This window comes from Novosphingobium mangrovisedimenti (assembly GCF_025153475.1).
In the GTDB taxonomy this organism is placed as follows: Bacteria; Pseudomonadota; Alphaproteobacteria; order Sphingomonadales; family Sphingomonadaceae; genus Novosphingobium; species Novosphingobium mangrovi_A.
Window position 1 is genome coordinate 536944 of sequence record NZ_JANZXA010000001.1, and the last position, 16799, is coordinate 553742.

Sequence of the window (16799 nt, forward strand, 5' to 3'; positions counted from 1 at the left end):
TCAAAGCGCCAGCGCGGTTCCCACCGTGCGCGGATCAGCCGCGATGGTCGCGACACCGTCCGGCGAGCGCGTGACGATCTGCATGGCCGAACGCATCGCCCAGCGATCGACCTCGGCGAATGACGGAGCCCGGTCGCGAAAGGCCTCGCGGGTCGCTTCGTCGAATCCCGCTTCCAGCAGCACCCCGTCATCCGAAGGCCGCCATTCCCAGCGCGGCGCCACGATAAGGTGGCCTGCGTCCCGCTGCCCATTCAGGATGCGTCCGAGGGTAGCCACGTTCCACGGCATCTGGTTGGTGCCGCCCGGCGTCGCCCCGAGCATGCGCGAACCATCATCGCACAGCACGCCCCAGGCATGCAGCGTCGTCGCCGGCCGTTTGCCCGCGGCGGGGAAGTTGGGATGTCCGGGCGTGGCGCTGAAGCCCCTTCCGGCCCGGTTCGCGAGGATGAGCTGGTACGGCTCCACGATGAGGCCGCTGCCAAAGCGCGGATAGGAGTTGGAATGGACGATCACCACCATCGTCTCCTCCGCATCGACCGCCGACACCATCGAGGTGCCGGACGGGTCGGACAGCGTGTCGCGCCGCCGCGCAATAGCCTCCAGCGCCGCATCGTAGCCGGCCACCTGGCCATCCGCCGCGCCGAGACGCGACACCGCTTCCAACAGCGATGCGCCGTGCGTGGGTGCAGGCGTCGCGAAAAGGGCAAGGCCCGCGCTCGCGGCGCGCGCCGGCGCGATCCACTCGGCACGGGCATAGGCGAAATCCGCAGCGGTGAGAACGCCGCCCGCCTCCCGCACCCGTTCCACGACATGGCTGCCGACATCGCTCTCGTAGAGGGCCGCCCCATACTCGGCAAAGCGTTCCATCAGGCGGGCCATTCCGGGAAGCGCGATTGTCTCGCCCGGCTCCAGCCCCCTGCCGCCCGGGTAGTAGCTCGTGCCCTGGGGGTTGAGCCCGAGCACAAGATCACGGCTCTCGTCCGAGAGAACCGCGCAGATGCGCGCCCAGGCTATGCCCCGGCGAGCAAGCGCGATGGCAGGCTCGGCCAGTGCCTCAAGGCCAAGGCGCCCCCGTTCGGCCAAGGCGGCATAGCCGTGCGGCGCGGCCGGGACGCCAACCGAAAAGGGCCCCGTATCATCGAGCTGCCCCGCACGGGCCGCTTCCGCAAGGCCGGCAGGGGCGCCGCCGACGGCGATCAGGCATTCCGGCTCCTCCGCGCCAGCCGGCCAGACGATCGCGATCAGGTCGCCTCCCAGCCCGCACTTGGGCGGCAGCAGAACCGTCTCGGCCAACGCCGCCGCCACCGCCGCGTCATAGGCATTGCCACCCCGATCGAGGACACCGGCGCCAATGCGCGCGGCACCGGGCGCCGCCGCCCCGCAGATACCCCAGACGCCCCGCGCCTGGCACTGCTCTGCCATGATCGCCTCGGCGCCGGTCCCGCGCCACCTGGCGGCCTTCTGCGCGCTCGATCCATCGGCTTTCGGCATCGAAATTCCTACGTCTAATTGAGGAGGAGGATCGCGACCACCATCGCGGCCCCAAGGCCGCCCAGAACGGGCACGAGGTTACGGCGTACAAGCGCTTCGGGCGAAACCCCGCAGATGCCCGCGACGACGCAGACGCTGGACCAGGGAATCAACGTCCCGCTGCCCACCCAGATCGTCGAGATCTGTCCGATGGCCGCGAGCACGGCGACATGCTCCGGCGCGTCGGGCGCCACTGTCGCGCTCAGCGCGCCGACGATCGGCAGACCGGCGAAGCCCGTGCCATCGATCCCGCACAGGGCGCCGGCCACGACGATCCCGACAACGAGCGGAACCGTGCCGTGGCCCATCTGGGTTCCCAGCATGCTGCCAAGGTCGAGCATGTACCCCGGCGTGCCCGGTCCGAGAATCTGGCGCGCGTGCTCGGTGTCCCCGAGCAGGAAGAAGGAATAGATGGGCAATACCGGTGCGAACACGCTGACGGCGAATGCAACGCCGGTGGTCAGATGCTCGACCACGGTTTCGAGCGCACGATGACCGTCGTCGAGCGCGCAGGATATGATCAGCAGCGCCAGTCCGGTGCCGCCCAGAAAGGCGGTGGCGTCCGCACCGAAGATGGCGCGCGCCGGGTCTGCCAGGTCGCGCCAGGCCAGGGTCAGCGTGACGGTGAAAAGGACCGCGGGCACCAGTATGGCGAGCAGCAGCGCGTGGCGGCTGCGTTCGGTCGGCGCCTCTTGCAGCCCGTTGAAGGACGAGGCGCTCTCGGCAGGCACATGGTCGGCATGCTCGCCCCGCAGAACCGGAATGGCGCCAAGGCCGAGCGCAACACCGCCGACAATCAGCGAGAACAGAAGGGTATAGGGAAATATCGACTGGACCGGTTCGGTCGCCGCACCCGCCGTGATGCGAGTTGCCGCCTGAAGAACCGGGTCCGCCGAAAGTGCCATGCCGTGACCCGCCAGGTTCAGCGCCACGGCGGCGGAAATGGCCGAAAGGCCTGCCCGTCCCGCAGCTGGCAGCAGGACCGCACCGATCAGCGCGATGGCCGGTGAAGGCCAGAAGAATGCCGAAGTGACATAAGTGATGATCGCGAGACTGAGGAAAGAGGAACGTGGCCCCTTCATCGTCGCGCGCAGCGGCGCCATGATCAACTGGTTCACACCCTGCGTCTGCAGGCTTCGCAGCAAGGCCAGCATCACGGCGATCAGCAGGATCACATCGAACAGTTCGGTCCCGGCCAGCAGCATTGCCCGAAACACGCCCTGAACCGCGAAAATCGAATGGTTCAGCAGCCCGCCGCCGGCGTTGCCCGACTGGGCCGCCACCGCCATGATCCCCAGGATCGCGAGAATCGTGACGCCGCGCCGAAACAGGAACGCCAGAACAATGGCGACGACGACCGCAGCGAAAGTCCAGTGCCCTGCGGTCAGCGCCACCGTTGTCATCAGTCGCGAACCCGCACGTAGATCTGGCCTTCCGTTTCGATGACCGGGAAGGTGCGGACCGGCTTGGTCGCCGGCGGGTTGACCGGGAAACCGGTCGCCAGTTCGAAGATCGAGCCGTGGCACAGGCAGGTGAGCCCGGCCTGATCGACCTTGCCGGCGGTAAGCCTGCAGGCAAGGTGCGTGCACAGGTTGTGCAGGGCGTAAACCTTGCCTTCCCAGCGGGCCACGGCCACTTCGGTCTCGCCGATCATGAAGCGGCGCGCGTTGCCCTCGGTCACCTGTCCACTGCGGGCCACGCGCTCGAACCGCGTGTCGGCAAGCGCATCCGGGGTCTGGGGCAGTTCGTCGTCGACCTCATCGGCGGCCTCGGTCGAGCCGAGTTCGAGCAGATCGACGTCTTCATCGGCCAGTTGCGCGTCGTCGACAGGCACCTTGTCGGCAATCAGCGACTTCGCCGCGAGGATTTCCGCCCCCCTGTCGATGCCGAAGGCGGCAACCACGCGATCGCCCTTCATATAGAACGCCGCGAAATCGAACGCATCGACATCGCCGCGCACCACGATCCGGTCGTAGTCGGCCGCATGTCCCACGAACTGGAGACCGTGGTCGTACTGATCCGACCAGAACCAGTGCACGTCGTCATAGACGACTCGCTGGCCCAGCATGTTGCGGGCGGCCGCAGCACCCTGCCGCGAGGCATTGTCGAAATGCTCCACGCGCAGACGCGTATCGAGGCCCGGATGATAGTGGTTGGCGACGTCGCCCGCGGCAAACACGCCAATGGCCGAAGTGCGGCAGAACTGGTCGACGCGAATGCCGTTGCCGACAGTGATCTCGGACACGCGCGCGATGGCATCGTTCGGCGTGACGCCGATACCGACGACGGCAATGTCCGCCTGATGGCGCTGGCCGTCATCGGTCACGACCTCGATTCCGGCATCGCCCAGATCGACGATTTCCGCCACCTTGACGCCGGTGCGCAGATCCACGCCGTTATCCGCATGCAAGCGCGCCATGGCCGCGCCAAGCTCATCGCCGAGGATGCGCGCCAGCGGCAGCTTGTCGGCCTCGAAGAGCGTGACCGCACAGTCGCGCGACCTTGCCGCGGCGGCAATTTCCAGGCCAATGAAGCCGCCGCCGACGATGGCGACGCGGGCGCCCTCGCGCAGCGCCCCGCGCAGGGCCAGAGCCTCATCGAGCGTCTTGAGATAATGAACACGCGGCGACGGCGCCGATGGCAGGCGGCGCGGCTGCACGCCGGTCGCGATCAGGACGGCGTCGGCCGGAAGCCTTTCGCCATCCGCCAATTCGACAGCGAGTTGCTCGATGTCGATCCGGTCGGCACGGCGCCCCAGCATCAGCGTCACGTCGTTTTCACGGCACCAGTCTTCCGACATCGACCAGAGTTCATCCTGTTCGGCATCTTCCAGCAGGAATTCCTTGGACAGCATGGGACGCTGGTAAGGAGGATAGGCTTCATCGCCAACGACTATGATCGTACCGGCAAAGCCTTCACGCCGTAATGTCTTCGCAGCCGACGCCGACGCATGGCCCGCGCCGATCAGCACTACTTGCTGCATCGCTTGGAGTCTCCGACCGATGAAATTGTGAAATCCGGGAACAGGTTCGCGTTCGGGCGTTCAGCCCGTCGCGGCCGGTTTCTCGGCAAGAATGCGCGCTTCCGGGTCGAGCAGGACGCGATCCTCCTCGCAGCGGACCCGGTAGGTTGGCTGGCAGACCGACCATTCGTCAGTCCACCCGCTCTCGAGATCGAAGGCCCACTGGTGCCCCGGACATATGGCCTTGCCCTTGAAGAGCAGGCCTCGGGAAAGCCGTTTCTGCTTGTGCACGCACAGGTCGGCCAAGGCGTAGATCCTGTCCTCGTGCGTGAACAGCACGATGTCCGTTTCATCGACATGCACCACCATCTTGCGCTTGCGCATGATCTCCGTGCGGCTGCCGACATCGACCCAGTCTGTCATCGTACCTCGAAATTGCATGAGCCGAAGGGGAACCGCACCGGAGTCTGGGCTCCGGCGCGGCCGCGGGATGTTCAGGCTGCAACCGTCTCTTTGACGCCGGCCTCGCGCGCCTCGCGGGCGGGAAGGACGTGGTAGTCGTAGAGCGCACGCGTGTAGGAAAAGCGCATGTCGGCACCTTCACGGATCGCCTCCAGGCATTCTTCCTGCAATTCGGGGGTGTCCGCGTACTTCAGGACGATCTCGTAGCCACGCTCGCCATGGACTTCGTCCGACGAGATGTGCAGCTCGAAGAACTCGGCCTCATCCTCGGTAAAGCCATACTTCTCGATCAGCGCCGGATACTGGCGACGATAGATGTCCGGCACCTGCGATTCCAGGCCGACGACGAGAGACGCGGTCGCCACAACCCAGTTGCGACGCATCGCCATCGCATAGCAGTAGCCCTGAAGGCCGCGCGTGACGGGATTGGCATTGCGCGGGTCCATGACGCGCTCACGCGTGGTGCCGCATGCCTCGGCAAAGCGGATCAGCAGGTCCGTGTGGCGAATGTCCGCCAGTTCTTCCTCGTACATGTTCTGCAGAAGGAAGTCCTTGGCGTCGATCGCGTCCAGCGGGGCGTTCGCGTAGATGTAGCCCAGATAGTCGGCGAAGGGACCGACGTAGTGATAGTGGTTCTCGGCCCAGCGGGCAAAGTCGTCGCGGGTCAACTCGCCGTTGGCCCAAGCCAGACTGAAGGAGGCATTGCGAGCCTCGCGGCCCTTCATGGCCTCCTTGATAGCAGCGCGGAATTCAACGGGATTCAATAGCTCAGCCATTTAATGCCTCCATGTCTTTCCATGTTACATACTGTATACACATTGGTGACACAAGCCTGAAACTGCGATTTTTTGTCAGCTGCCGATGCGCAAAGGCGTTGCCAGCGACCGCAGCGCTTCGATCGCGCTGAGCGGCGTGAGACTGCCGGTGCGGGGGTTGTCCGGCATCGCATTGCTGTAGATCTCGAGGCGAAGTTCCGCCTCGTCCGACACCACGTGGACCCATTGGGTAATCCGCGAGACCTGCGGGTCCGCCCAGATCTCCACCATGGTGGCATCGGGCCCCAGCCCCGCGAGGCTGAGCGTCGCGGCGACATTGGCATTGGCGGGAAACAGCCGGGCGGCATCGCGGGCCGTGCCCGAGAAGACGCAGAGCGCGGTTTCCAGACTGGCGAGGTCCAAGCCCTGTTCGATCACGTGCGGTGCATCGGCAAGGCTGGCCGGTGGCTTCCGGCTGGTCAGGCGCACCTCGCGCAAGTGGCCGCCGGCCATGGCCCGCAACCCGTCGAGCCCCGCCAGGCCACCGGTGGGCACAACGATGCGCGCGCCCTTCTCACGCGCAAGTTCGAGCAGTTCGGGATGCGCCATCAGCGCACCCGAGTTCATGGTCAGGAATGTGCACCCCGCCGCCAGCGCGGTGGCGGCGACCTGCGGGTGCGATGCCGCCACAGCGCAGTCGAAGACGACATCCGCAGATCCGGCGAGGTCTTCGAGCACGCCGACCGGCGCATCGCTACCGAGCAAATCGAGCGTCATGCGGCCCTTTTCGCGATCACGCACGGCGACGCCGGCAAGAGTGAGGCCCGGGATGCCCCGGACAAGCGCCGAGACCACCGATCTGCCGATGACGCCCAGACCGACGACGACAACCCGCAAGGTTCCGGGCACGTTCGCAGCGTTGCCCATCATGCCGCTTCCGGAACCGGTGCGCCGGCCGCCGCGCTTTCGGCCGTACGTTCAGCATAACGGCGGGCCAGGACGGCACAGACGAGCAATTGCAGCTGGTGGAAGAACATCAGCGGAAGCACCATCGTCCCCACCAGGCTGACCGGGAACAGCGCCGCCGCCATGGGCACGCCGCTCGCGAGGCTCTTCTTGGAACCGCAAAACACGACGACGATCTCGTCTGCCCGCGCAAAGCCGAACAGCCGCGCCACGCGCGTCGTGACGAACAGGACCACGGCCAACAGCAGGGCATCGAGGACGAGGATCGCCACGAGGTCAGCCGCCGTGATCCGCTGCCAGAGGCCCTCGACCACGGCCGCACTGAACGCCGTGTAGACGACAAGCAGGATTGATCCCCGGTCCAGCCTCATCAGCAACGCCTTGTGCCGGTGAACGAAGTGTGCGGTCCAGCGACGCGACATATGGCCGGCAAGGAACGGCAGCAGCAGGGTCGTGGCGATGTCGGTCACGGCCGCCAGGAAACCGCCCTGCCCGGCCCCCGTGGTGTGCGGCAGCATGACGGCGGCGAGGGCCGGCGTCACGAAGACCCCCAGAATGTTCGAAAGGGATGCGCTGCACACGGCCGCAGCCACGTTTCCGCCAGCGATCGCGGTCAGCGCGATGGAGGACTGTACGGTTGACGGCAGGATCGACAGGAAAACCATCCCCTGTGCGATGTCGGGATCGAGCACGGAAGCGGGTATCCGGGCGATGCCCAGGCCAAGCAGGGGAAACAGACCAAAAGTCGCGGCCAGCACCAGAAGATGCAGGCGCCATGCCCCGAGCCCCGCAAGGACCGCGTCGCGCGAGAGTTTCGCGCCATGCATGAAAAACAGCAGGACAATGGCCGCCTTGGTCAACACGGCAAAAACGCTGGCCGCACTGCCGCGACAAGGCAGAATGCTGGTCAGCGCGACCGTGAGCAGCAGAAGTCCTGTAAAACCGTCCAGTTTCAGACGCGTCATGGGCAACCTCACCTCGTTGGAATTCCCGGCGGATCGTTACGAGGACATGCACGATATGTCTACTGTATACCTAATGCATTTTGTAGAGACGTATGAACGCGAGTGATGTAGGGGGACAGGGAATGGGACAGTTCCAAGCTTGCGAGGCAAAGAAGAATGAGCGCTAAGTCGGCGACGGATGCCGAGGAAAGATGGCAGGCAATCGGCACCAGCCGGCAATCTCTCAACAACGTTGTGGCCGACGCCCTGCGCGAGGCGATCCTGTCCGGCCGCTTCGAGCCGGGCGACCGCCTGCCCGAGCCTCAGCTCGCCGAGATGTTCGGCGTCTCGCGCAACCCCATTCGCGAAGCGCTGCAAGTTCTGTCGAACGAAGGTCTCGTCGAAATCAGCCCGCGCAAGGGCGCGCGCGTGCCCCTTCTCTCCCCCGAGGAGCTGCTCGAGACGATCGAACTGCGCGCCGAGCTCGAAGGGATCAGCGCCCGCAATGCCGCGCGTCATTGCAGCGGGAAAACACGCGAGGCTCTGGTCGCTCTTCTGGAGCGGGGAAATGCGGCGCTCGAGGCGCAGGACGAAGAAGTCCTGCTCGAATGCAACAGCGAGTTTCACGTCGCCCTCGCGGGAGCAGCGCGCAACCGCTATCTCGCCGAGTTCATGCGCTCTCTGCGCGACCGGACTCACTGGCTGTTTTCACGCACCGCCCGCGAACGCATCACCACGTCGTGGAATGAACACGCGGCCGTGCTCGAGGCGGTCATCGCAGGCGATGCCCAACGTGCTGCTAAAATGGCATTCGAGCATGTGCAGAAAGTCGGAGAAAGCCTGGTCAAGGGGCTGGAAGTCGACCGTTAACGCCCACACCGAGGGCCATCGCTGAACCCTGGCATTGATGCTCTCTAAAAACCGATCGGCGGCCTGGCCGCCACTTCCGCACGCAGCCGGGCAACGACCTCCTCTCCATCGCGCGCCGGATCATGAAGCAACTGGCGAGAAACCACGGCAAGGTCCCCCCGCGTCAGCCCGTGTACCGAAGCCAGCAACGCCGGCGCTTTCTGCCTAGCCGACCGTCAGCAGAGGCTCGCTGCCTAGCTGCTGCGAAAGGTCGATCCTGCATGCGATAAAGCGCCGATCAATATCAATGTGCATCCTCTTTCGCCCCATTGGCCCGCCGGATAGCAGAGGGAGGAGCAGGAGCGGTCCGGCAGGCCAGACAAACCACGTCATCGCGAGCAGAGCGATGGCGACATGTCAGTACGCAAGGGCCAACGCCTGCCAGCCCGACAGGGACGAGACGCGGCGCAACAGGTGGCTCGGTTGAGCGCAAGCGCATAGAGCCCGGCCGTGCGGCCCGCGCGCGGGGGGGGGGGGGGGCAGAAACCGAACTGTAGAGGACCGCAATCAGGCGACAAACCGGCAATCGTCTCAACCGACCAGCCGCATGGGCGAAACCGGCGGCGCCGGGACTTGCCGCTGTGCAAACCCCCAGCGAAGCGTCCCGGCAAGCACGCGGGCAGAAGCATTCGCGGCAAGTGCGGTCACGGAGCGAAGTTCCAGCCCATGCATGGCTCTCGCCCAATCCGGAAGCATGTCTATGGCGGCGAGGACCAGAGCCTTCTGGACAGGCGCCAACGCCGGATGGGTGGATTTCTGATTCACGATCCGCTCCGCAACGGCGCGCGTTCGTTCATCGGCGACCAGGTCCTTGCAGCCATTCAGGATCTGGCAGATGGCCCCGCTGCGGCAATCCGGCGCCGGATCGGCGCCCAGCATCCGCGCAATGACGGCAGCCTGGCGGAAATAGGTGTCCTGATCTTCGCGGGCCATGCCGCCTTCGCCGAACCGCTTCCATGCCTCAAGGAAGCAATAGGCTTCGCAGGTATGAACCCAGGCGAGCAGTTCAGGGTCGCGCGCGCTATAGGGTGTCCCGTCGGGCAGTGTCCCGTGCACGGCCCCGTGGATCGTATTCACGCGCTCGATCAAGGCCATAGCCTGATCCCGGTCGGCAAAGGTCGTGACGGCGATAAAGCGTGCGGTGCGCCGCAAGCGGCCCAGCATGTCGTCGCGAAACGCGCTGTGATCCCAGACCCCGGCGAGCGCGGCGGGATGCAGCATCTGGAGCAGCAGGGCTGCAATGCCCCCGATCATCATGGTGGTGACATCACCATGCACACGCCAGATCACCGAGCCCGGGGCAAACAGGGCATTCGACGAGCGGACCACAGGGGTTTCTCCCTTCGAGCGGTCGTTGAACACGGCCTGCACTTGCCGGACCAGCCGGCCGCGCAGCATGTCGGATGGGGAACGAACGGCCATGGGTCACACTCCTGCAAGTTGCCGATGGTTCGCGGACCGAGCTGCGACTCCATGCGGCGCGGGATCGTTGCCAACGATCTTACACAAGGCTTCCTCGATTGTGGCGTAGTGAAAGACAAAGCCGCTGCGCATCGCCGCATCGGGATAGACGCGCTGCCCGGATAGCAGCAGCTCCTCCGCGAACCCGCCAAGGACCAGGCGCAGGGGCCAACCCGGGATCGGCACCAGGGCCGGGCGATGGAGCACCTTGCCCAGCGCGCGCACGAAGTGCCGATTGGTGACCGGACCGGGGGCAGTGCCGTTGACCGGTCCGGACAGACCGGGTTCGGCAATGGCGTGGGCGATCAGCCGCACCAGATCGTCGCGGTGGATCCAGCTCATCCAGTGACGGCCGTCGCCAAACCGTCCGCCCAGGCCGAACTCGAAGGGAGCAAGCAACCGGGCGAGCATTCCGCCATGCCGGTCCAGTACGAGCCCTGTCCGCAGCAGCACGGTGCGCACCCCCATGGCCTCGGCCCTTTTCGCGGCCCGCTCCCAACTCACGCAGATGCGGCGCGAGAAGCACGGCGTGCCAAGATTGCTCTCGGTCAGCGGCTGGTCACCGCGCAGGCCATACCAGCCGATTGCCGATCCGCTCACCAGCACCTCGGGCTTGCGATCCAGCCGGGCTATCAGGCGCAAAACCTCACGCGTCACGTCGAGCCGCGAACGGACGATGCGGATGCGCTTGTCCCGGGTCCATGGGCTGTCGGAGATCGGCTCGCCGGCAAGGTTCACCACCGCATCGATGCGCGCATCGTCGCTGATTTCATCGAGTGACGTGACGATGCGGACCGGCCCGAGGGCACCCTGCGCCGCCTTCCGGTTGCGCGTCAGCACAATGACCTCGTGCCCGGCGGACACCAGCGCGTCCACGAGCCGTCTCCCGACAAAGCCGGTTCCGCCCGTCACAAGCACCGACTTACGTGCCGTCAGAACGGCAGCGAGACTGGCGGCCTCCGTGTCGACAAGACGCTTGCAGCGCGCCGCCGCGGCCAGATCGCGCAGGCCCGAGATGATGACACCGATGGCTGCGATCGCGCAAAGCCAGCTCATGGGGCCATGGAAGGCTGGTTTCAGCGCGGTGGGAGCGGAGGCTCCCTCGAAAAGCCAGGGAATGAGCAGGGCCAGGATCACGCCATAGTTCAACGTCAGCAAAGTGTGCGTGACGCGCTCGGTGCCCGGCAGATGGCGCGTGCGGTCCTCCTCGACGAAGTCCCACAAGGTTATAAGCAGTTCGCCGGCCATCAGCGCGATAAGCCCGGCCGCCCAAAGCCCTTGCGGCTCGCTCCAGCCGAGCATCGCAAACATCACCGCGTAGGCAAGGTTGCGCACGCCATGCAGGCGCAGCTCCATGTGCTGCGAAGGGCGCCAGGCCAGTCGTTCGGTGCCTTCATGATGATAGAATGTGTCGAAAGCGCCCATCATCATCTGCACGAAGATGGCCGTCCAGAGAATGTCAGTCATGATCGCGTCCCTCCTTGGAAGCGGGCTGATCGGCGAACAGGCTGTGCTGATGCATCAGCTCGCCAAGCAGGCGGTGGCGCAGAGTGAGCGTGAAAGTGAACTGACCCGCGCCGCAATCGGAATGGTCGATGGTGAGACGGCCCGGGCCGAGCCACGGCGGCAATCGCAACCGCAGACGGCCCAGCTGCAGGAAATAGTGGTCACTCGAAAAGCGAATGCCTGCCGCGTCCGCGCTGACGGCAAGCGCAATGCCGAAGCCGCCTCCCAGATACTCCTCAAGGCCTGTTGGTCCGCTGAAGCGCTTGGCGCTGTGAATCACCTGCGGGAAGCCGCGCCTGCGGGCGTAGATGCGCGTCCAGACCTGGCCGCCGCTGGCTCCGTCCTCGGTCACGCTGACCACGGCCGCCACGCCGCCATCGCGCTCCAGCGGCAAGGGCGCCCCGATCAGGCGGCAGGTCTGGGCTAGCAGCCAGCCGCCCAGGCTCATGCGGCAGGACATCACGTGCCCGGCATAGTTGGCCGACTGGCCCAGGCCGAGCCGCTTGCCGAAGCGAATGCGGACGGTTTCGGGCAAGCCGTTCCACGCATCGGCGCCGAGCAGCGCTCGAAAACGCAGATCGGTCAGACTTCCCGGTGCCCGTGTTTCCCCACCTTCACCCCGGCAGGGGCGGCGCACTTGTGTCGAACTACGCATCTCCCCGATCTCCTGTAGTGTTAGTTATTTCTGTATAAAGAGAAATTTGGCGGCAAAATTTTTTCAGCCATCTCCCTTGCCGGAAGCATCCTTGCGGCCGACGAACTTGAGCAGGCCGACCACCTTGGAACCAAGCCGGATCAGCCGCATGATCTGGGCTGGAGGGACGTTGATCATCTGGTTGTACCAGCCTTCCACCGTGTTGATGAAATCGTGCATGCCATGCAGCCGTTCGCGCACGACCGGGCTGATCTTCGGATCGTCCGCATGCTCCATGGCGGCCCGGATGGCCGCCACCATCGGATCGATCTCCCGCTCCTTGCGCCCCTGCGCAACCTTGCTGGCCATCTGCCACAGATCGGTCTCGGCCACGTAGTGGTCGCGCCGGTCACCCAGCACCGGAACCCGCATGACGAGCTTCCAGTTCAGCAGTTCCTTGAGACTGTTCGATACGTTGGAGCGGGCCATGCCCAGCTTCTCGGAAATGTCTTCGGCCGTCAGCGGACGATCAGACAAAAGCAGCAGCGCCTGGATCTGCGCCACCGATCGGTTGACGCCCCACTGGCCGCCCAGATCCCCCCAGCGCAGCACGAACGCCTCAACCGCTGGCGGTAAATTGCCCGACTCGTCGATAATTTCTGTCATAACAGAAATATCTGATCTTAAGGCTGCAGAGTCAAGCGATACATTCCAGCGCTCAGCACGGCCCGGAATCCGCGATCATCCTGTGAAGCCTGTCTTTCGGGCCCGGGTATCCGGAAGCTTCACACCAACTGCCGGTACGCACAGTTTCAACGACGGCTTGATCTCCCGGGCGAGACAGTCCTAGTGGAGGAATGCTCTCCCATACTCGCGCCATCGTTGCCGCGGCTGCCTTTGCCTTCATCACCGGCAAGAACGTTGCCGGAATCTTCGATCACGCGGCCGGACAGGACAGGCGGATTGCCGCTGAATGCCGGGGAAGCCGAGTGCAGGGCTTTGACGGCGATCGCGGCGTGAAGTTTGGCGGCACCCTTCCCGAGATCTACGATGCCGGCGACAGGACTTTCGTGTCGTTCGAGGCCGACGGCATGAAAGCCCGGGGCTACGATCGCGGCACATCAACGCACTTCGAGGTCCATGTAACCGATGGTCTCGTCCAGCTATACGATCACGGCGAGAGTGCATGGTTCGCCTATGATATCCAGGACGCGGAAGCGGACCGCAGTTTTCACCGCGGCTCAAGCTCAGGTGTTGACGGGGCTGGTTAGCCGCACGGGCAGGTTGGCGAATTCTTCGTCGACAACCTGCCAAATCTGCCGGTCGATTCCCTGTGTCAGGTGTTCGCGAACCGTGACACCAAAGCCTCTTGCAACCAGCCCCTCGATGGCCCAGCCCACGCAGTAGTCCGCAGCGACCCCGATCACCGTCACGGTCTCGACCTGAGGCGTTTTCAGGAATTCAATGAAGGCGGTCAAGGAATTGGAGCGGGTAGCGGGAATCGAACCCGCATAACTAGCTTGGAAGGCTAGGGCTTTACCACTAAGCTATACCCGCTAAATCAAGCACTTATGCCTGATGTGGTAACCGTGTTTTACAGCGCGTTTTACAACTGGCCGCTGATGCGCTTGCCGATTGCCACGACGATGGCCGCTTCGTCAACGTATCTTTTGCGGATAGCGGCGACCTGGTTGGCGCTCCATCCCATGATCATCGCGATCTGATCGTCGGTCAGGCTTCCGCCGGGCAGGGTCATCAGTTTGGTGGCGAAGGTGCCGCGTAGGTCGTGCAGGTGCTTTGACCGGTCTTTCTCGTCGTCGAACTCGGCCGGGTGGATGATCCCCCTGCCCTCGTTGGCCTGTGACCGGTACGAGTTGAACTCGGCGCTGAGCGTGGCGGGTTGGACCGGATTGCCTTTCTGGCCCACTAGCACCGTATCGACGCCGGGATTGCGGTGGCGGGTGCGCAGTTCGTCGAGCAGCTCGCGCAGGCCGGGGACGATCGGCATCACGGTGCGCCGGCGTTTGCCCTTGGCCTTCTTCGCCGCGGTTCTCGCAATGTGCGTGTCGCTGATCTCGCTCCAGCGCAGGGCGACCAGGTCGGAGCGGCGCAGGCCGGTGAACTCGGCCAGGCGGCGAGCGTCGACCAGCCATTGCGGCACCGTCTCGATCGTATCGAAGGCGCGGCAGTCTTCCTCGGTCCAGACGATTTCCTCTCGGTTGCCGCCCTTCCACAGGCGCTTGACGGCTACGGCCGGATTGCAGGAGACATGGCCGCGCTCGGTACCCCATGCCAGCATCATGGACATGACCTTCATGTGCTCGTCGGCCGTGCGCAGGCCATTGTTCTCGGCCAGTTCATCGCGCCATTTGACGAGCTTGGGCGTCATGCGGGGGTCACCGAACACGCGCAGCGGAACCTTGCCGTACTTCTCCTCGATCTTGCCCGCCGCCGCGCCCCAGAGCGTGCGCGTCGATTCGGCAAAGGCCTTCCATTCGCGGCTGCGCTGCCATGCCTTCGACAGTCCGGCAACGGTATCGGAAGGGGCATCCTGATGCGCCTGGGCGGCGGCGATAGCGGCGATGTCCTCACGCGTGAGGCGCGGGCGATCGGGCTGCTCGGCCACGCGGATCTTCGGTCCGCCGCGCCATGCATAGATATACCACCGGATCGGCTTGCCGGGCCGCGCTGCCTTGACGAGGTGGACGCCGGCGGCGGCTACCCCAGCTTTCCACTCTGATCCCATGCCTCGAACTCATCCCTGGGCGCGACAGGGAACGCCGCGCTGCTGAATACCTTGATCGTGCCGTCAGGGGATACCTCGATCGCGGCCACGTCAAGCCCCTGCGCGCGCAGATCATGCAGGGTCTGCGCTGCTGCCGCGACCTTGGGCCGGGATGCATAGTGGGGCTTGAAGGTGGCCGGGGCGTTCACGGCCGCTCGCTCGCGTCGATGCCGGCATCATGGAACTGCAGGTCGAGGCGTTCCTGATATTCATTCTCGCTGATACGGCCCGCAGGCAGGAATAGCCTGCTCGGCTCCATGATCGGTCCGTCAGCGATGGCCTGCAAATCACGCTGGCCAAGTCCGTCGACGGGATCGATATGGAGGTAATCGCCAGCATGGTATGCCTCATCCTCGCGCCCAGCCCATGCGGGCTTGCTGCGGGCGATGCCGTTCGCGATCTCGGGTGGCGCGAGCGTAACACTGAAGCCACGACACAGCACCAGCGCGCCGAACGGTATCCGCTCCTTGGCTTTCCCCCGCATCACCCCACCGTCTCCTCGAACTTGCCGACTTCATTTCCCCAGGCGTCCCAGCCCTTGCGGGGTGTTCTGGAAAACAGTTCGAGGCAGCGGATCTCGGACGGGTCGCCGTAGAGGCGGGCGAGGCGGTCGTATTGCTCGGCGGGCTTGCGGCTGTGTTCGGCCGCCGGCGCGACGATGAGCTGGCGCACGTCGTGGTTGCGCACGGGCAGGCCCTTGCCGCGGGCGAAGAGCCAGCAGGGCTCCAGCTGCTTGCGCGTGTGGTAGCCCATCGAGATCCGGGGTTCGGCGATGTCGCCGGTGAACAGGTCGATCTGGTTGGCCCGCACCAACCTTTGCTTGGTCCAGTAGAACAGGTCCGTGACGAAGCGGAAGCCCCATGCCCGGCCCAGTTCCAGCGCGGCATCGCAATGGCTGCCGACGACCCACATGGCGAGAAGCGAGTCCTTCGCCGCGATCGACGCGACAGGCAGTGCCGCCATGTCCTCGATCGACATGGTGGGGTAGTGATCTTCCGCCTCGTTGAACTTCTTCTGCGTCGGCGTACGGTCCGCGCCGGAGTGCGTGCGAAACGCCCAGGGCGGATCGGCCAGCAGCAGCTGGTAGGCGCTGCGCGGGAGGGAGGCGAACCCTTCGACACGCTCAGGGTAAGCGGGATCAGCCATTGCGCGGGCACTCCCAGTCGCACTCTTCGGTGCCAGCGAGCATGCAGGTCCCGTCCTCCAGCATCCCGCATTCGTACATGAGGAAGGTGCAGTCGCACTGCTCCCACGGCATGTTGCATTCCATGCAGAAGCCGCCGTGGTCGATTTCACGGTCTTCGGGAGATGGCTTGGTCATCAGTCGATCGTCGCCGCGTCGTTGCGTTCCAGCCATTGTTCGCGGCTGTCACCAAGGCGTCGATCGAGCTGATCTTCCGTCTCCGGCCAGAGATGCATGTCATGGACAAGGCGAAGATAGGTGCCGTGCCACCATGCGCGGATTTCTTCGTCCGGATGCTTGTAGCCGACGATTTCAGCCGCATGCATGAAGTGCAGCTGGAAATGGTGCGGTAATGCATCGAGCTCGCGGAGGTACTGCGACACGATTTCGGTCATGCGCGTTGGCCAGTCGATATTGAGGACAACGAGCGACCAAGCGCGCGTCCCATATTCGATGCCATCCAGATCCACTGGAAAGCTTGGCCCCATGAATGAACCACCTCCCGCATCGAATGGCGTCTTGATTGTCCTGCCGTCCTCCAGACTCGAGCGCAGGATACAGCGGCGGTACCATCGTAGGAGCATCTTGGTAGGGCCGTACTTCGGGCTGCCATCGGGGCCACGCACGGCAGTGAGAAGGACTGTTTGCTGCATAAAAGTCAGCTGTTCGGTCCATGTCTGGGTTACGGCTGTCATGTCTTCG

At 64.8% G+C, this 16799-nt stretch carries 20 protein-coding genes and 1 tRNA gene; 2 read left to right on the forward strand and 19 right to left on the reverse strand.

Annotated features, from left to right (window positions below; translation table 11 throughout):
* The 7 genes from NZK81_RS02800 to NZK81_RS02830 form a co-directional block, all read right to left on the reverse strand.
* Nucleotides 1-1491 (reverse strand): gamma-glutamyltransferase family protein, encoded by a 1491-nt coding sequence (locus NZK81_RS02800; RefSeq protein WP_260043614.1) that lies wholly within the window; start codon nucleotides 1489-1491, stop codon nucleotides 1-3.
* Nucleotides 1492-1505: 14 nt separating this feature from the next.
* Nucleotides 1506-2933 (reverse strand): hypothetical protein, encoded by a 1428-nt coding sequence (locus NZK81_RS02805; RefSeq protein ID WP_260043617.1) that lies wholly within the window; start codon nucleotides 2931-2933, stop codon nucleotides 1506-1508.
* A complete protein-coding gene (locus tag NZK81_RS02810) occupies nucleotides 2933-4513 on the reverse strand; it encodes an FAD-dependent oxidoreductase (protein ID WP_260043619.1) in 1581 nt (526 codons plus the stop codon). Before NZK81_RS02810 ends, NZK81_RS02805 begins: the two co-directional genes overlap by 1 nt.
* A gap of 60 nt (nucleotides 4514-4573) precedes the next feature.
* Complete coding sequence (locus tag NZK81_RS02815) at nucleotides 4574-4915, reverse strand: Rieske (2Fe-2S) protein (protein ID WP_260043620.1); 342 nt, start codon at nucleotides 4913-4915, stop codon at nucleotides 4574-4576.
* A 71-nt stretch (nucleotides 4916-4986) separates the two neighbouring features.
* Entirely contained in the window at nucleotides 4987-5730 is a 744-nt protein-coding gene (locus NZK81_RS02820; RefSeq protein ID WP_260043621.1) for an iron-containing redox enzyme family protein, read from the reverse strand.
* A 75-nt stretch (nucleotides 5731-5805) separates the two neighbouring features.
* The gene (locus tag NZK81_RS02825; protein ID WP_260043623.1) at nucleotides 5806-6639 is read right to left on the reverse strand and encodes an aspartate dehydrogenase; all 834 of its coding nucleotides are present in this window, start codon (nucleotides 6637-6639) and stop codon (nucleotides 5806-5808) included.
* Complete coding sequence (locus NZK81_RS02830) at nucleotides 6636-7640, reverse strand: bile acid:sodium symporter family protein (protein ID WP_260043625.1); 1005 nt, start codon at nucleotides 7638-7640, stop codon at nucleotides 6636-6638. Before NZK81_RS02830 ends, NZK81_RS02825 begins: the two co-directional genes overlap by 4 nt.
* Nucleotides 7641-7796: 156 nt before the next feature.
* Here NZK81_RS02830 and NZK81_RS02835 point away from each other — a divergent pair, with 156 nt between their 5' ends.
* Entirely contained in the window at nucleotides 7797-8489 is a 693-nt protein-coding gene (locus tag NZK81_RS02835) for a GntR family transcriptional regulator (protein WP_260043627.1), read from the forward strand.
* 570 nt (nucleotides 8490-9059) lie between these two features.
* Here NZK81_RS02835 and NZK81_RS02840 read toward each other — a convergent pair.
* From NZK81_RS02840 to NZK81_RS02855, 4 genes are all read right to left on the reverse strand, one after another.
* Nucleotides 9060-9950, reverse strand: coding sequence for an oxygenase MpaB family protein (locus tag NZK81_RS02840; protein WP_260043630.1), 891 nt, complete (start codon nucleotides 9948-9950; stop codon nucleotides 9060-9062).
* 3 nt (nucleotides 9951-9953) lie between these two features.
* Nucleotides 9954-11456: a TIGR01777 family oxidoreductase gene (locus tag NZK81_RS02845; RefSeq protein ID WP_260043632.1), complete on the reverse strand. Its 1503-nt coding sequence runs from the start codon at nucleotides 11454-11456 to the stop codon at nucleotides 9954-9956.
* Nucleotides 11449-12150 carry a DUF4166 domain-containing protein gene (locus tag NZK81_RS02850; protein WP_260043634.1) on the reverse strand — a complete coding sequence of 234 codons (702 nt, stop codon included), beginning with the start codon at nucleotides 12148-12150 and terminating at the stop codon, nucleotides 11449-11451. Before NZK81_RS02850 ends, NZK81_RS02845 begins: the two co-directional genes overlap by 8 nt.
* A gap of 63 nt (nucleotides 12151-12213) precedes the next feature.
* On the reverse strand, nucleotides 12214-12795 hold the full coding sequence (locus NZK81_RS02855) for a GbsR/MarR family transcriptional regulator (RefSeq protein WP_260043636.1): 582 nt from the start codon (nucleotides 12793-12795) through the stop codon (nucleotides 12214-12216).
* A gap of 191 nt (nucleotides 12796-12986) precedes the next feature.
* Here NZK81_RS02855 and NZK81_RS02860 point away from each other — a divergent pair, with 191 nt between their 5' ends.
* A complete protein-coding gene (locus NZK81_RS02860; protein WP_260043637.1) occupies nucleotides 12987-13400 on the forward strand; it encodes a hypothetical protein in 414 nt (137 codons plus the stop codon).
* Here the strand turns inward: NZK81_RS02860 and NZK81_RS02865 are convergent.
* The 8 genes from NZK81_RS02865 to NZK81_RS02900 form a co-directional block, all read right to left on the reverse strand.
* Nucleotides 13377-13607 (reverse strand): cysteine hydrolase family protein, encoded by a 231-nt coding sequence (locus NZK81_RS02865; protein WP_260043638.1) that lies wholly within the window; start codon nucleotides 13605-13607, stop codon nucleotides 13377-13379. The two genes, NZK81_RS02860 and NZK81_RS02865, sit on opposite strands and share 24 nt — an antisense overlap.
* Before the next feature lie 5 nt (nucleotides 13608-13612).
* Nucleotides 13613-13686: transfer RNA gene (locus NZK81_RS02870), tRNA-Gly, on the reverse strand.
* Nucleotides 13687-13735: 49 nt separating this feature from the next.
* Complete coding sequence (locus tag NZK81_RS02875) at nucleotides 13736-14875, reverse strand: tyrosine-type recombinase/integrase (RefSeq protein WP_260043639.1); 1140 nt, start codon at nucleotides 14873-14875, stop codon at nucleotides 13736-13738.
* Nucleotides 14848-15063, reverse strand: coding sequence for a hypothetical protein (locus NZK81_RS02880; RefSeq protein WP_260043640.1), 216 nt, complete (start codon nucleotides 15061-15063; stop codon nucleotides 14848-14850). The genes NZK81_RS02875 and NZK81_RS02880 overlap by 28 nt, the downstream gene beginning before the upstream one ends.
* Entirely contained in the window at nucleotides 15060-15401 is a 342-nt protein-coding gene (locus tag NZK81_RS02885; protein WP_260043642.1) for a hypothetical protein, read from the reverse strand. Before NZK81_RS02885 ends, NZK81_RS02880 begins: the two co-directional genes overlap by 4 nt.
* The gene (locus NZK81_RS02890) at nucleotides 15398-16060 is read right to left on the reverse strand and encodes an MT-A70 family methyltransferase (RefSeq protein ID WP_260043643.1); all 663 of its coding nucleotides are present in this window, start codon (nucleotides 16058-16060) and stop codon (nucleotides 15398-15400) included. The genes NZK81_RS02885 and NZK81_RS02890 overlap by 4 nt, the downstream gene beginning before the upstream one ends.
* Complete coding sequence (locus NZK81_RS02895) at nucleotides 16053-16235, reverse strand: hypothetical protein (RefSeq protein WP_260043644.1); 183 nt, start codon at nucleotides 16233-16235, stop codon at nucleotides 16053-16055. Before NZK81_RS02895 ends, NZK81_RS02890 begins: the two co-directional genes overlap by 8 nt.
* Nucleotides 16235-16792: a hypothetical protein gene (locus tag NZK81_RS02900; protein ID WP_260043645.1), complete on the reverse strand. Its 558-nt coding sequence runs from the start codon at nucleotides 16790-16792 to the stop codon at nucleotides 16235-16237. The genes NZK81_RS02895 and NZK81_RS02900 overlap by 1 nt, the downstream gene beginning before the upstream one ends.
* Nucleotides 16793-16799: the final 7 nt, after the last annotated feature.

Excerpts from the sequence above, each read along its gene's own strand:
- NZK81_RS02840 (WP_260043630.1), bottom strand. The coding sequence starts at position 9,950 with ATGGCCGTTCGTTCCCCATCCGACATGCTGCGCGGCCGGCTGGTCCGG.
- NZK81_RS02825 (WP_260043623.1), bottom strand. The coding sequence starts at position 6,639 with ATGATGGGCAACGCTGCGAACGTGCCCGGAACCTTGCGGGTTGTCGTC.
- NZK81_RS02855 (WP_260043636.1), bottom strand. The coding sequence starts at position 12,795 with ATGACAGAAATTATCGACGAGTCGGGCAATTTACCGCCAGCGGTTGAG.
- NZK81_RS02860 (WP_260043637.1), top strand. The coding sequence starts at position 12,987 with ATGCTCTCCCATACTCGCGCCATCGTTGCCGCGGCTGCCTTTGCCTTC.
- NZK81_RS02875 (WP_260043639.1), bottom strand. The coding sequence starts at position 14,875 with ATGGGATCAGAGTGGAAAGCTGGGGTAGCCGCCGCCGGCGTCCACCTC.
- NZK81_RS02835 (WP_260043627.1), top strand. The coding sequence starts at position 7,797 with ATGAGCGCTAAGTCGGCGACGGATGCCGAGGAAAGATGGCAGGCAATC.
- NZK81_RS02850 (WP_260043634.1), bottom strand. The coding sequence starts at position 12,150 with ATGCGTAGTTCGACACAAGTGCGCCGCCCCTGCCGGGGTGAAGGTGGG.
- NZK81_RS02895 (WP_260043644.1), bottom strand. The coding sequence starts at position 16,235 with ATGACCAAGCCATCTCCCGAAGACCGTGAAATCGACCACGGCGGCTTC.
- NZK81_RS02890 (WP_260043643.1), bottom strand. The coding sequence starts at position 16,060 with ATGGCTGATCCCGCTTACCCTGAGCGTGTCGAAGGGTTCGCCTCCCTC.
- NZK81_RS02810 (WP_260043619.1), bottom strand. The coding sequence starts at position 4,513 with ATGCAGCAAGTAGTGCTGATCGGCGCGGGCCATGCGTCGGCGTCGGCT.
- NZK81_RS02800 (WP_260043614.1), bottom strand. The coding sequence starts at position 1,491 with ATGCCGAAAGCCGATGGATCGAGCGCGCAGAAGGCCGCCAGGTGGCGC.
- NZK81_RS02845 (WP_260043632.1), bottom strand. The coding sequence starts at position 11,456 with ATGACTGACATTCTCTGGACGGCCATCTTCGTGCAGATGATGATGGGC.
- NZK81_RS02830 (WP_260043625.1), bottom strand. The coding sequence starts at position 7,640 with ATGACGCGTCTGAAACTGGACGGTTTTACAGGACTTCTGCTGCTCACG.
- NZK81_RS02820 (WP_260043621.1), bottom strand. The coding sequence starts at position 5,730 with ATGGCTGAGCTATTGAATCCCGTTGAATTCCGCGCTGCTATCAAGGAG.
- NZK81_RS02805 (WP_260043617.1), bottom strand. The coding sequence starts at position 2,933 with ATGACAACGGTGGCGCTGACCGCAGGGCACTGGACTTTCGCTGCGGTC.
- NZK81_RS02900 (WP_260043645.1), bottom strand. The coding sequence starts at position 16,792 with ATGACAGCCGTAACCCAGACATGGACCGAACAGCTGACTTTTATGCAG.
- NZK81_RS02815 (WP_260043620.1), bottom strand. The coding sequence starts at position 4,915 with ATGACAGACTGGGTCGATGTCGGCAGCCGCACGGAGATCATGCGCAAG.